Source organism: Amycolatopsis sp. PSD-21 (assembly GCF_055561455.1).
The window spans coordinates 1,343,359-1,356,364 of sequence record NZ_CM145712.1 but is presented as its reverse complement, the minus strand read 5'-3'; the positions used below and the strand labels follow the sequence as shown (position 1 = coordinate 1,356,364).

At 67.1% G+C, this 13,006-nt stretch carries 11 protein-coding genes and 2 tRNA genes; 3 read left to right on the top strand and 10 right to left on the bottom strand.

Annotated elements, in window-relative coordinates; genetic code table 11:
* The first annotated feature begins 65 nt into the window (after window positions 1-65).
* The gene (locus ACZ1DY_RS06920) at window positions 66-1,391 is read left to right on the top strand and encodes an acyltransferase family protein (RefSeq protein ID WP_465483900.1); all 1,326 of its coding nucleotides are present in this window, start codon (window positions 66-68) and stop codon (window positions 1,389-1,391) included.
* On the opposite strand, the gene ACZ1DY_RS06915 is transcribed toward ACZ1DY_RS06920, so the two are convergent.
* The 8 genes from ACZ1DY_RS06915 to ACZ1DY_RS06880 form a co-directional block, all read right to left on the bottom strand.
* Entirely contained in the window at window positions 1,381-2,277 is an 897-nt protein-coding gene (locus tag ACZ1DY_RS06915; RefSeq protein WP_257488933.1) for an amidohydrolase family protein, read from the bottom strand. The genes ACZ1DY_RS06920 and ACZ1DY_RS06915 overlap by 11 nt on opposite strands.
* Window positions 2,274-2,756: an SsrA-binding protein SmpB gene (smpB, locus tag ACZ1DY_RS06910; RefSeq protein ID WP_038518755.1), complete on the bottom strand. Its 483-nt coding sequence runs from the start codon at window positions 2,754-2,756 to the stop codon at window positions 2,274-2,276. Before smpB ends, ACZ1DY_RS06915 begins: the two co-directional genes overlap by 4 nt.
* A 51-nt stretch (window positions 2,757-2,807) precedes the next feature.
* On the bottom strand, window positions 2,808-3,701 hold the full coding sequence (gene ftsX / locus ACZ1DY_RS06905; RefSeq protein WP_126737133.1) for a permease-like cell division protein FtsX: 894 nt from the start codon (window positions 3,699-3,701) through the stop codon (window positions 2,808-2,810).
* 51 nt (window positions 3,702-3,752) lie between these two features.
* Entirely contained in the window at window positions 3,753-4,442 is a 690-nt protein-coding gene (gene ftsE, locus ACZ1DY_RS06900; protein WP_005168409.1) for a cell division ATP-binding protein FtsE, read from the bottom strand.
* Between the two features lie 135 nt (window positions 4,443-4,577).
* On the bottom strand, window positions 4,578-5,681 hold the full coding sequence (gene prfB / locus ACZ1DY_RS06895; protein WP_465483899.1) for a peptide chain release factor 2: 1,104 nt from the start codon (window positions 5,679-5,681) through the stop codon (window positions 4,578-4,580).
* 66 nt (window positions 5,682-5,747) lie between these two features.
* Window positions 5,748-6,248, bottom strand: coding sequence for a PadR family transcriptional regulator (locus ACZ1DY_RS06890; RefSeq protein ID WP_034322153.1), 501 nt, complete (start codon window positions 6,246-6,248; stop codon window positions 5,748-5,750).
* Between the two features lie 272 nt (window positions 6,249-6,520).
* Window positions 6,521-6,594: transfer RNA gene (locus ACZ1DY_RS06885), tRNA-Met, on the bottom strand.
* An 83-nt stretch (window positions 6,595-6,677) separates the two neighbouring features.
* Entirely contained in the window at window positions 6,678-7,271 is a 594-nt protein-coding gene (locus tag ACZ1DY_RS06880; protein WP_126737134.1) for a TetR family transcriptional regulator, read from the bottom strand.
* Between the two features lie 93 nt (window positions 7,272-7,364).
* On the opposite strand from ACZ1DY_RS06880, the gene ACZ1DY_RS06875 reads away from it, so the two are divergent.
* Window positions 7,365-8,816: an FAD-dependent monooxygenase gene (locus tag ACZ1DY_RS06875; protein ID WP_465483898.1), complete on the top strand. Its 1,452-nt coding sequence runs from the start codon at window positions 7,365-7,367 to the stop codon at window positions 8,814-8,816.
* Window positions 8,817-9,042: 226 nt separating this feature from the next.
* Here the strand turns inward: ACZ1DY_RS06875 and ACZ1DY_RS06870 are convergent.
* Both ACZ1DY_RS06870 and ACZ1DY_RS06865 read right to left on the bottom strand, forming a co-directional pair.
* Window positions 9,043-9,116, bottom strand: a tRNA-Met gene (locus tag ACZ1DY_RS06870).
* Window positions 9,117-9,183: 67 nt separating this feature from the next.
* Window positions 9,184-12,180 (bottom strand): UPF0182 family protein, encoded by a 2,997-nt coding sequence (locus ACZ1DY_RS06865; protein ID WP_465483897.1) that lies wholly within the window; start codon window positions 12,178-12,180, stop codon window positions 9,184-9,186.
* A gap of 155 nt (window positions 12,181-12,335) precedes the next feature.
* Here ACZ1DY_RS06865 and ACZ1DY_RS06860 point away from each other — a divergent pair, with 155 nt between their 5' ends.
* On the top strand, window positions 12,336-12,884 hold the full coding sequence (locus ACZ1DY_RS06860) for a PPA1309 family protein (protein ID WP_126737729.1): 549 nt from the start codon (window positions 12,336-12,338) through the stop codon (window positions 12,882-12,884).
* The last annotated feature ends 122 nt before the right edge of the window (window positions 12,885-13,006 follow it).

Here is a 13,006-nt window from a genome sequence, read left to right as displayed (position 1 = left end):
CAGGAAGATCGATACGGCGGCCCGCACCGCTGTTTTCGCGGCCTCGAAGCACCAGGCTCTTTTCCATGCACACAAGCGGGAAGCAGGGCCGGGACAGGTTCCTGGACATCGTCCGAGCGGTCGCGATCCTCGCGGTCGTCGTCCAGCACTGGGGAATGCCGGTGCTCTCGTACGCCGACGGCCATCTCTCGACCGGGAACGCCCTCGCGACCCCCGGCTGGTGGGTCATCACCTGGCTCAGCCAGGTCATGCCGCTCGTCTTCTTCGCCGGCGGCGCGGCGAACCTGATCTCGTTGAGCCGCGCGGAAAGTTCGCGTTCGTGGCTCGCGGCCCGCCTCAAGCGGCTGATGATCCCGGTGCTGCCGCTGGTGGCCGTCTGGCTGTTCGTCCCGGACATCCTGCGCGGCATGGGCATTCCGGAGCAGCCGCTGCAGGTCGGCGGCGCGATCGCCGCGCAGCTCCTGTGGTTCCTGGCCGTGTACGTGCTCACCGTGCTGCTCACCCCGATGCTGGCCGCGGCACATCGCCGCTGGGGCCTGAAAGTCCCGCTCGTGATGCTCGCCGCCGCCGTCCTCGTCGACGTCGCCCGCTTCAACGACCTCGGCCTGATCGGTTTCGCGAACGCCGTCTTCGTCTGGATGGCCGTGCACCAGCTCGGTTTCCACTACACGCAAGGCCGTCTCGGCTCGCTGAGCCGCAACGCCGCGCTGGGCATGTCGGCTGCCGGATTCGGCATCACCGCGCTGATGGTCGCCTTCGGCCCGTACCCCGCGAGCATGATCGGCATGCCGGGCGCCCCGGTGTCGAACATGAGCCCGCCGACCGTGCTGCTGGCCTTCCTCGCGATCGGCCAGATCGGGCTCCTGGTGGCCTTCAAACCGCAGCTGAACGCCCTGGCCGCACGGCCGAACCTCGACGCCGCGCTGAAGTGGATCGGCCCGCGGTTCATGAGCGTCTACCTGTGGCACATGCCGGCGCTGATCGTCGTCTCCGGGATCGCGGTCTACGGGCTGGGTTACGAAACCCCCGAACCGGGTTCCGTGCTGTGGCTGACGATGCTCCCCGCGTGGCTCGGCGCCTGTGGGCTGGTGCTCTTCGGTCTGCTGCGCATGTTCGCCCGTTTCGAAACGCAGGGTTCCGGCCCCGCGTCGACCGCCCACACGCCTCAGCTGGTGGTGGCCGGGCTGGCGATCGCGGGCGGTCTGCTCGGGCTGGCCGCGCACGGTTTCGCCCCGCTGAGCGACGGTCTCGCCCAGGGCCCGGCGCCGTGGGTGGCGCTGGCGACGGGCGGATTCCTCCTGGCGGGCAAGCAGATCCAGGTTTCGGAGCTGGGGACGCGGCTACTCGGCCGCGCCGTCTCGGTCACCGAGGTGGCGCAACTCAAACGCTGAGCAGTTTCGCGGGCGTGTCGTGCAGCACCGCCCGCAGGAACGGCTCACCCAGGCGATCGTCGGCGGCCCAGCCGGCGATCGCCCGCAGCTGTGTGGCGTACGAGTACGGGATGTTGGGGAAGTCGGTGCCGAGCACGACGCGATCGGGGAACTCCGCCAGCAGATCCTGCCAGTCCGGCGGGAGCGGATTGCCGCGCGAGGTGAACTCCACCCCGACCATCGTGGTGTCGAGGTACACGCGCGGATACCTCCTGGCCAGCTCGAACGCGAAGTCGATCTCCGGCATGCCGGCGTGCGCGAGCACCAGGGTCAGGCTGGGATGCCGGACCAGGATCTCCTCGAACAGCCGTAGCCCGGTGTAGGCGCCCTTCAACGGACCGTGTCCACAGTGGACGACCACCGGGACGCCGGCGTCCGCCAGCGCGCCCCAGACGCCGTCCAGCAGCTCGTCACGCGGGTCGTAGGCGCCGACCTGGACGTGTGCCTTGAAACAGCGGGCGCCCGCGCGCAGCGCACCGTCCACAACGGACAGCGCGCCGGGCTCCGGGTAGAACGTGCCGGTCGGCACCGCCTCCGGAACGCGTTCCGCGAACTCCAGCGCCCACGAGGTCAGCCATTCGGCCATCCCCGGCTTGTGCGGATAGACCAGCGGTGCGAACTTGCGCACACCGAACGAGCGCAGGGTTTCGATGCGCTCTTCTTCCGGCGTGCGGTAGTGCACCGGCCAGGCCATGCCGTAGTGCTCTTCGGCCTGGTCGAAGTAGGCCCACACCTTGTCCATGACCGGCTTCGGCAGGAAGTGCAGGTGCAGGTCCACGAGCCCGTCGATGCCGAGCGCCGAGATCCAGCCGGGGATCTCGGCGTCGGAGGCGGGCCCGTGGATCAATCGTTGTACCGGCCCTTGAGCGCCCGGCCCATGGCCCGGCTGATGGTGCGCTCCGCGTCCCGCTTGGCGATGTCCTGCCGCTTGTCGTAGGACTTCTTGCCCTTCGCCAGCGCGATCTCGACCTTGACCTTGCCGTCCTTGAAGTACATCGACAGCGGGACCAGCGAAAGGCCGCTCTCCTTGGTCTTGCCGATGAGCTTCTCGATCTCCTGGCGGTGGAGCAGCAGTTTCCGGGTGCGCCGGGGCGTGTGGTTCGTCCACGTGCCCTGCACGTACTCCGGGATGTGCACGTTGCGGAGCCAGACCTCGCCGTCGTCCACCGTGGCGAACGCGTCGGCCAGCGATGCCCGTCCTTCACGCAGGCTCTTCACCTCGGTACCGACGAGCACGAGACCGGCTTCGTAGGTGTCGAGGATGGAGTAATCGTGGCGAGCCTTGCGGTTCGACACGATCACCTTGTGTCCACGTTCCTTGGGCATAGCGGCGACTCTACGTGAGTTTCTGTGTTCGGGCAGGTGGTTATCGGGCGGCTAGTGGCGCACGTACAGGCGCAGCGTCACGTAGCCGGTGATCGCCGAGATGACGATCGAGACGGCGAGCAGGATCGGCGCCACCGGGAACAGCAATTCGAGCATGCCGACCGCGGGGAACACGTCTCCCGTGAGCACCAAGTCGAGCAACAGCACCTTGGTGAGGATCAGGAAGACGATCCCGATGATCGCACCGACCAGGCCGGCGACCACCGCCTCCAGGAGGAACGGGAGCTGCGTGTACCAGCGGGTCGCGCCGACCAGCCGCATGATGCCGACCTCGGTGCGCCGGGTGAACGCCGACACCTGGATCGTGTTGGCGATCAGCAGCAGCGCGGCGATGGCCATGATCAGCGCGGCGCCGAAGGCCAGGTTCCGCACACCGTTGAGCGCGTTGAACACGCGGTCGAGCGCCTTCTGCTGGTCGTCGACCTTGGAGACGCCGGGTTTGCCGGTGTACTCCTGGATGATCGCCTGGCTGCGCTCGGGGTTCTTCAGCTTGACGTGGAGCGACGCGGGCAGCGCCTCCGGCCCGGTCAGCGCGAGCAGTTCCGGCTGGCTCTCGAACATCTTCTTGAACCGCTCGTAGGACTGCTCGCGGTTCTCGAAGACGACCGACTCGACGCCTTCGTTGCCCTGCAGGTCCTGGCGCAGCGTCTGGCAAGCGGACTGCGAGCAGTTCGGGTCACCCGCGCTGATGTCGTTGACCAGATAGACCGAAACCTCGACGTCGGCGAGGAAGTTGGCCTTCATCTTGTCGATCGTGCCGACGGCCAGCAGGCCGAAGCCGAGCATGGCGAGGGAGACCGCGGTGGTGAGGATCATCGCGATGGTCATCGTGACGTTCCGGCGCAAGCCGGTGACTACCTCGCTGAAGACGAAACTGGCGCGCATCGGGGTTGATGTCCCTTGGAAGTCGTGGGTTACGGAGGAGGGCGGGGCCGGTCAGCGGCCGATGCCGTAGACGCCTCGGGCGTCGTCACGGATGACCTTGCCGAGCTGGAGCTCGACGACCCTTCGCCGCATCGAGTCCACGATCGAATGGTCGTGGGTGGCCATCAGCACCGTCGTGCCGGTGCGGTTGATCCGCTCCAGCAGCAACATGATGTCCTGGCTGGTGTCGGGGTCCAGGTTCCCGGTCGGCTCGTCGGCGAGCAGCACGAGCGGGCGGTTCACGAACGCGCGGGCGATCGCGACGCGCTGCTGCTCACCACCGGAGAGTTCGTTGGGGAGACGGTCGGCCTTGCCGTCGAGGCCGACGAGTTCGAGCACCTCGGGCACGACCTTGCGGATCGTCGGGCGCGGCTTGCCGATGACTTCGAGCGCGAAGGCGACGTTCTCGGCGACGGTCTTGTTCGACAGCAGACGGAAGTCCTGGAACACGCAGCCGATGGTCTGCCGCAGCCGCGGCACCCGGCGACGGGCGAGCTTGGCGACGTCGAAGTTGGAGACCATGACGCGACCCTTGCTCGGCACCTCTTCGCGCAGCAGGAGACGCAGGAAGGTCGACTTCCCGGATCCCGAGGGACCGATCAGGAAGACGAACTCGCCTTTGTCGATCTCGACCGACACCCGCTCAAGGGCGGGACGGGTCGAGGTCTTGTAGACCTTGGAAACCTCTTCGAGCCGGATCACGGTTCGGCATACTACCCATGCCCGTCGTTAAGCCCGGGTAGCCCGGTCCCGGCGGCCAAGCGAGCAAGGGACCTTTGCTATCACTCTCTCCCGGAAAGTGATAGCAAAGGTCCCTTGCTCTCTCACGCAGGGTTGTTACGCGGCTCCGGACTGCTTGCGCCAGCGGATGCCGGCCTCCAGGAAACCGTCGATCTCGCCGTCGAGCACCGACGACGGGTTGCCGACCTCGAACTCGGTCCGCAGGTCCTTGACCATCTGGTACGGGTGCAGCACGTAGGAGCGCATCTGGTTGCCCCAGCTGGAGCCACCGTCCTTGAGCGCGTCCATCTCGGCGCGCTCCTCCTCCTTCTTCCGCTGCAGCAGCCGCGCCTGGAGGACCTTCATCGCGGCCGCCTTGTTCTGCAGCTGCGACTTCTCGTTCTGGCACGACACGACCACGCCGGTCGGGATGTGGGTGATCCGCACCGCCGAGTCCGTCGTGTTCACGCTCTGCCCACCGGGGCCGGACGAGCGGTACACGTCGACGCGGATGTCCTTCTCGGGGATGTCGACGTGGTCGACCTCCTCGACCTCGGGCATCACCTCGACGTGCGCGAAGGAGGTCTGGCGGCGGCTCTGGTTGTCGAACGGCGAGATGCGCACGAGCCGGTGCGTGCCCTGCTCGACCGAGAGCGTGCCGTAGACGTAGGGCGCGCTCACCTTGAAGGTGGCGGACTTGATGCCCGCTTCCTCGGCGTAGGAGATGTCGTAGACGTCCGTCGGGTAGTTGTGGCGCTCCGCCCACCGCAGGTACATCCGGAGCAGCATCTCGGCCCAGTCGGCCGCGTCCACGCCGCCCGCTTCGGACCGGATGGTGACCACGGCGTTGCGCGGGTCGTATTCACCCGACAGCAGGGTGCGGACCTCGAGCCCGTCGATGTCCTTGGTGAGCGCCGTCAGCTCGGACTCGGACTCGGACACGCTGGCGGAGTCGCCCTCGGCCTCGGCCAGTTCGTAGAGGACGCCCAGGTCGTCGAGCCGCTGCCGCAGCTCGGAAATGCGTCGCAGCTCACTCTGCCGGTGGGACAACTGGCTGGTGACCTTCTGCGCCGCTTCGGGGTCGTCCCAGAGGTTCGGGCTGGATGCCTGTTCCTCCAGCTCGGCCACCTGGGCACGCAGCGCATCCAGGTCCATCACCGACTCGATCTGCGTCAGCTTGCCGGCCAGGTCCTTCAGTGCCGCATCGAACTCATCACTCACGTCGGCCAAGGTTACGGCAAAACCCACGACCGGTTGCGGGGAACCGGCCGTGGGCACCTGTCCGGGTCAGGACTGGGGGATGGAATCCAGCAGTTTCAGTGCGGCTTTGGCCTGCGCCTGCGCGAACTCGGCGACGGCCTTGGCGTACGGGCCGTCGGCGGCCTTGGTGGCGGCCTTGGCCTCGTCGAGCTGCTGCGTGTAGCTCGCGCGGGCCGACTCGAGCAGGGCCGAACGCTGCTTGACCGTCAGCGAACCGGCGTGCACGAGACGCAGGATCAGCGGGCTGCGGAGGTGGTCAGGACCGGCTTCGGAGGTCAGCCACGTCTTGAACGCCTTCTTGCCCGCCGCGGTGATGAGGTACTGCTGGCTCGACCGCGGGCCCTGCTTGCCGAGGCGGACGAGGCCCTCCTTCGACAAGGCGGGGAGCTCGCGGTACACCTGGCTGCGGGTCACGCTGAAGAAGGCGCCGAAACGCTCACCCGCCCCCGCGACCAGTTGCCCGCCCGTGGCGGGACCGTCGTGGAGAAGACCGAGCAGTGCGGCGGCTGTTGCATTCAATTCGGACACGTCCTCTACGGTCCCACTTTTCGGAACCTGTGTCCACTGTGGTCAGCACATCTGTCCATTGTGGCTAGTGATATGCGCTCATTCGGCCCAACGCGCTACGCCTGTCCACAATGGACCGGACACGCTACGCAACCGGCGACGGCCACGGACAGCGGTACCCGTCCCCCGCCCCGACCAACGACAGGGAGTGAGCACCGCGCGAACCACGGGATCCCGGAAACGAAGAAGCGCGGATCTGCGATTTCCGCAGATCCGCGCTTCGTTTTCTTCAGTAGCGGGGACAGGATTTGAACCTGCGACCTCTGGGTTATGAGCCCAGCGAGCTACCGAGCTGCTCCACCCCGCGTCGTTGTGTTAATAGATTACATGGGGGTGAAACCGACTTTCAGGCGGGTACCCCTAACTTCCCAAAGAGCCTTTGACCAGGTGTTATGGCACGACTTTGTCATCGAGCCAGCCGAAGACGCCGTTGAGCACCATGGTCAGCCCGTCGGCGAACCTGCCCTCGATGTCCTCGTCGAACACCCAAGCCGTGGGCGTGACGTCGTAACGCGGGTCCCGTTCGCCCGGAACCGGGTAAACGGCCTGCTCTTCGATGGTGAAACCGATGACGTAGCTGTACACGGTGAACAACGCTCGTCCGGCCAGGTGCAGTTCGAGTCCCGCGTCGACGCGCCCTTGAAACGGATTGTCACCAAGAAGACTGTCGTCGGTCAGGAAAGTCCCGGAGAAGACCTTCGCCCCGTCACGGTAAGCAAGCATCATCCGGCGTAAGGCCCGTGACGCCAGCTCGAGCGCTTCCCGCTCCCCCGTTCCCTCGGGAACACGGCCCGGCATCGCGTCCGCGTACATCTGCGTCGCCATCTCGTCGAGCAGCTCCTGCTTGTTCTTCACGTGCCAGTACAGCGCGGGCGCCTTGACGCCGAGTTCCTGCGCGATCAGGCGGAGCGTCAGGCCGTTGAGCCCGACGTCGTTGAGCAGCCGAAGCCCGGCGCGGACGATGTCCTGCCTGGTCAGACCCACTTTTGCCCCTCGTTCCAGCGGAAGCACCTTGACAATTTAACGATGTTAAGGGCACGCTGGCCGCAGGTCAATTTAACGTCGTTAAGGAGTGGTATGAACAACCTGGGGACGGACGTGATCGTTGCCGGAGCGGGGCCGACGGGGCTGATGCTGGCCCACGAACTCGCGATCGCCGGCGTCGATGTCGTGGTCCTGGAACGGCATCACGAGCGCACGGGACTGTCGAAGGCGCTGAACCTGCAGCCGCGGACCGCGGAAATGCTGGAGCTGCGCGGACTTCTGGACGGCGCCGAGGAGCGTTCGTTCGCGACGGTGCGGGACGGGCATTTCGCGATGATCCCGATCGGCTACGACGGCTGGGACACTCGATTCCCTTTCCAGCTGGGGATTCCGCAGGCACAGGTCGAGGCGTACCTGGAGGAACGGCTTGCCACACAAGGAACAAAGGTGGTCCGCGGCGCCGAAGTAATCGATTTCGTGCAGGACAAGGACTTTGTCTCTGTTCGGTACCGAACAGACAGCGGCGAGAACCGGCTGCACGCGAAGTTCCTCGTCGGCTGCGACGGCGCTCGAAGCGTTGTACGCAAAGGACTCGACGTGGACTTTCCCGGGGTGGACGGTGAAGGCTACGGGGTGGTCGCGGACGTCCTGTTCGACAAAATCCCCGCCGGTGCGCAAAAACAGTGGCGAACGATGCGGAACGTCGGTGAGCCGACCGGGGCGACCACGTTCAAAGGCCTGATCCCGCTGGGAGAGCCGAGGCTCTACCGGTTCGTGTACGGCGATCGGGCCTCGCGCCCCAAGGACATCCGGTCCGCCATCTCGCACGACGAAGTCCGGCAGGCCCTGCTCGACTCGTACGGCGAGACGGCGACGGTGTCGGAAATCCGCTGGGCGTCACAGTTCTCCGACGCGGCGCGGCAGGCGGAGCGCTACCGCGTCGGCCGGGTGCTGCTGGCAGGGGATGCCGCGCACATCCATTTCCCGGCAGGTGGCCAGGGACTGAACCTGGGTGTGCAGGACGCCATGAACCTGGGCTGGAAGCTCGCCGCGACAGTGCGCGGCTGGGCCGGTGACGACCTGCTCGACACCTACGAGGCCGAGCGGCACCCCGTGGGCGCTCAGGTGCTGCACAACGTCGCCGCTCAGCTGGGGCTGACTCCGCGCTCTCACGAGTCTCGCGCGCTTCGCGCCCTCTTCGGTGACCTTGCGGAGCTACCCGAGGTGAGCCGGTACCTGTCGGGCATGGTTTCCGGCCTCGGGATCCGCTACACGACGCACGGGACGTCGCATCCCGCGCTCGGCTCGCGTCTGACCGACCAGGACGTCGCCACCGAAGCCGGCCCGCTGCGTCCCAGCACCCTGTTCCGCGACGGCGGCTTCGTGCTCCTGACGACCACTCAGGCCCACGTCGATGCCGCCCGGGCTCACGCCCACTCACCCCGTCTGACCACGCAACTGGTCACGGCCCTGCCGTGGCCCTCGACCGACGCCGTCCTGTACCGCCCCGATGGCTACGCCTGCTGGGTCGCCCCCACGCGATAGCAAAGGTCCACCGCTCCCCCACCGGCGGTAGCAAAGGTCCCTTGCTCCCGCTCGCGGTAGCAAAGGTCCCTCGCTCCCCCCGCCACCTCGGGCACCCCACGCGACCGACGCCCGGGGGTCCAGGGGGCGGAGCCCTCCTGGCGGGGGTCCGGGGGTTCAACCCCCGGGACAAATACGAAGGAGGCCCGTGTCTGCGTTTTCCGCAGACACGGGCCTCCTACCTCTGTAGCGGGGACAGGATTTGAACCTGCGACCTCTGGGTTATGAGCCCAGCGAGCTACCGAGCTGCTCCACCCCGCGTCGTGACACCTACCTTACGCCTGCGTTTCGAGCAGGCGCAAAGCAGGTGCCCTTTAGGTAAGCGACGTCACCCTCCAGGCTGGCCGGAGGTCGGGGGCGCACCGGACGCCGGCGGGCTGGCCTTGGCCGACTCGTAGGCCTTGGAGGCGGCTTCGAGTGCGGCCAGGGCAGCACCCTGGTCGGCGTAGTTCCCGGATTGCTGGGCCGCGCGGAACTTGACCCAGGCGTCGTGCATGTCGCCCGCGGCCTTGTCGAGCGCCGGGTTTCCGCTGGAGGGCGGCTGCGGCGTCGTCGTGCCCGGCGGCGGAGGCGTCGTGGGCCCGGGGGTGCCGCCGGTCTGCGGCGGTGTGACCCCGGAGCCCGTGCCCGCGCCGAAGACCTGGTCGAGCGCTTCGTTCAGCGTCGGCGCGAACCCGATCTTGGTGCCGTAGGAGACCAGGACCCGCGCCAGCTGCGGATAGCTCAGCTGGTTCCGTTGCCGGATGTAGACCGGTTCCACGTAGAGGAAGCCGTTGGCGACGGGCAGCGTGATCAGGTTCCCGTAGGTGACGGTGACGTTCGGGTTGTTGAACAGCGTCCGGTCCTGCGCGACCCGTGGGTCACTTTGGAATCTGTTCTGGACCTGGACGGGACCGTCCACCTGGGTGGATCCGCTGGCGCCTGTCGGCAGTCTGAGGACGCGCATCTTCCCGTAGTCCTCGGGATCCGAAGACACCGACATCCAGGCCGCCAGATACTGCCGTTGGAGACCGGTCAGCGAACTGGTGAGCTGGAACCGCGACTTGGTGTCGCCCGGCGCGGTGGCCAGGACGTAGTAGCCGGGCTGGTTGGCGATGCCGGAGGCGGACGCGTTCACGCCGCCTTCCTGCGTCGGATCCTGCGGAACGCTCCAGAAGGCCTGCTGGGCGTAGAACTCCGCGGGGTTGTTCACGTGGTACTTCGACAGGAGTTCCCGCTGCACCTTGAAGAGGTCTTCGGGGTAGCGGAAGTGCGACCGCAGGTCCGGCGAGATCTCACTGCTCGGCTTGACCAGCCCCGGGAAGACCTGCTTCCAGGCGTTGAGCACCGGCTCGTTGTCCTCGACGCCGTACAGGGTCACGGTGCCGTCGAACGCGTCGACGGTGGCTTTGACCGAGTTGCGGATGTAGTTGATCGAGGAGTTCGCCTGGCGGGTGGTGCCGCTGAGCGAGTCGTTGGTCGCCTGGCCGAGCTGGGTCTGCTGGGCGTACGGGAAGTTGTTCATCGTCGTGTAGCCGTCGACGATCCACTTGATCTTGCCGTCGACGACCGCCGGGTACGGGTCGCCGTCGAGCGTCAGCCACGGGGCGATCTTGGCGACCCGGTCCCGCGGTTCGCGGTTGAACATGATCTTCGATCCGTCGCCGATGGCGTCGGAGAAGAGGATGTTGCGCTCTCCGTACTCGGCGGCGAAAACGAGGCGGTTGAACCAGTTGTCGATCGGCACGCCGCCGGAACCCTTGTAGATGTAGGCGCGGTCGACGGCGGTGTCGTACTCGCCGGGCGCCTGCCCCGCCTTGCCGCCGACGATCGCGTACGCGGCGTCGGTCGCGAGCTCGCCGTAGTAGATACGGGGCTCGTCCACCTTGATGCCCGGCTTGCTCGGGTCGGTCGACCCCGCGCCCGACGGGTTCTGGGTGTCGCTGGTGGTGGCGATCGGGTAGCCGCCGTCGGAGTTGGCGTCCTTCAGCGCGCGGTCGATCGTGTTGGCCGGCGCGGCGACGAACCCGTTCCCGTGCGTGTAGACGAGGTGCTTGTTGATCCAGTTCGTCTGGTTGCCGGTGAGGCCCTCGGTCTTGATCTCCTTGGCCGCGACGATGTAGTCCTGCGTGACCCCGTTGAGGGTGTAGCGGTCGATGTCCAGCTTGGATGGGAAGCCGTAGAAGTTCTCACGGCCGACGCGCTGGGTGAACGTGTCGCTGAGGACGTTCGGGTCGAGGAGCCGGATGTTCGGGACGGTCCCCTTGTCCGCCTTGATCTCCGCGGAGGTCGCCTCGGACTTGCCGGTGTAGTCCTTGTACTCGACGTTGGTCAGGCCGAACGCCTGACGGGTCGCGTCCATGTTGCGCTGGATCGACGCGGATTCCTTCTCGTTCGCGTTGGGACGCACCGAGAACTGGTCGAGCACGGCGGGCCACGCGACACCGACGAGCACGTTCGACAGGATCAGCAGCACCAGCGCGATCGCGGGCAGCTGCAGGTTGCGGAGGAACGCGCCGGCGAAGAAAGCGACGGCGCAGATCACCGAGATGCACAGGAGGATCAGCTTCGCGGGCAAGACGGCGTTCAGGTCGGTGTAGGTCGCACCGACGAACAGCGGTGCCCCGCGGTCCGAGAGCAGCAGGTTGTAGCGGTCGAAGAAGTACTCGACCGCCTTCAGCAGCACGAAGATGCCGATGGTGATGGCGAGCTGGGCGCGGGTCGGGCCGGCGAGCTGACCGCCCTTACCCGCGAGCCGGATGCCGCCGAAGATGTAGTGCGAGATCAGCGCGCCGAAGAACGCGATGACGACCGAGATGAACAGCCAGCCCAGGAGCCAGTTGTAGAACGGCAGGTCGAAGGCGTAGAAGCCGACGTCGTTGCCGAACTCGGGATCGGTCTGCCCGAACCGGGTGCCGTTCAGGAACAGCTGCACGACCTGCCAGTCGCTCTGCGCGGACGCGCCGGCGATCAGCCCGGTGAGCACCGGAATGCCGATGCCGAACAGGCGGATCCGGCCGACGATCGCCGACCGGTAGCGCGCGAGCGGGTCGTCGTTGCCGGAGATCGGCACGAAGACGGGCCTGGACCGGTACGCGATCATCAAACTGATCGCGAGCGCCCCGCCCACCAGGAGCCCTACGGCGAAGAACAAGATCACACGAGTGATCAACACCGTGCTGAACACCGTGCGGGCGCCGACCTCGCCGAACCACAACCAGTCGACGTAGGTGTCCAGCAGTCTCGCGCCCAGCAGCAGGGCCAGAATGCCTACGGCGGCGATGATGAGCAGTATCCGGCTGCGCCGGGACAGCTTCGGCAGGCTCACGGGGGGCCGAGTGGCCACTGCACACGCTCCTGGTTTGGTGAACTTTTCGCGGGGGCGCGCGTCCGCGTGCGCCCCCTGATGCTCTAACTCTACGGATGCCGTCGGAAGTTCCCGGAACCCGCCCAAACCGGACTCGGAAGGCCGCTGCCCGGGCCGCCTGGAACGATGTGCCAATGGCACCGAGTGAGCAGCAGGGCGTGGCCGGCCTGGCCCGCGAAGTCGAGGAGTTCGTCGCCTCCGGAGGATGGGACCAGCCGCCGCAGTTGTTCGCGCTGGTCCCGACCGCGGCGCTGCTGGACGAGCAGCCCGAACTGGCCGGTCAGCTCGACGCGTCGGCCCCGCTGACGCCGGTCGCTCAGGAGGCTCTGCCCGAAGGTGACCTCGGCGAAGCGCTGGCGCAGATCGCGTGGCCCGATCTGGTGCTGGGCTGCGCGCTCGCGCAGGAGATCATCGTGCTGCCGCCGGACGCCGAAGCCGAGCTTCCCGTCGTGCCCGAGACCGACGCCGAACGCCTGCGTCAAGCGGCCGCCGACCACCCGCGCCGGACCGAAGCCCGCCTCGTCGCGGCTGTGCTGCGGGATGGCGCCGGAGCGTGCGTCATGCGGCTTCGCGGCGCCGGGCAGCCCTCCGAACCCGATGACGTCCCCGTCGACGAGATCATCGAGAACCCGGAGCTGGCGCCCAACCTGCTCGAAGCCCTGAAGGCCACCCTGCTGCCCTGACCTGCGAAAAGAGAGCAAGGGACCTTTGCTACCGCGCCTGCCCAGGTAGGCGGCGAGCGATAGCAAAGGTCCCTTGCTCTCCTCAGCCAGATCCGCGAGGCGGTAGCAAAGGTCCCTTGCTC

Bases quoted from the DNA above. Each gene is read 5' to 3' on its own strand.
- ACZ1DY_RS06920 (WP_465483900.1), top strand. From the start codon at position 66: ATGCACACAAGCGGGAAGCAGGGCCGGGACAGGTTCCTGGACATCGTC.
- ACZ1DY_RS06875 (WP_465483898.1), top strand. From the start codon at position 7,365: ATGAACAACCTGGGGACGGACGTGATCGTTGCCGGAGCGGGGCCGACG.
- ftsX (WP_126737133.1), bottom strand. From the start codon at position 3,701: ATGCGCGCCAGTTTCGTCTTCAGCGAGGTAGTCACCGGCTTGCGCCGG.
- smpB (WP_038518755.1), bottom strand. From the start codon at position 2,756: ATGCCCAAGGAACGTGGACACAAGGTGATCGTGTCGAACCGCAAGGCT.
- ACZ1DY_RS06860 (WP_126737729.1), top strand. From the start codon at position 12,336: ATGGCACCGAGTGAGCAGCAGGGCGTGGCCGGCCTGGCCCGCGAAGTC.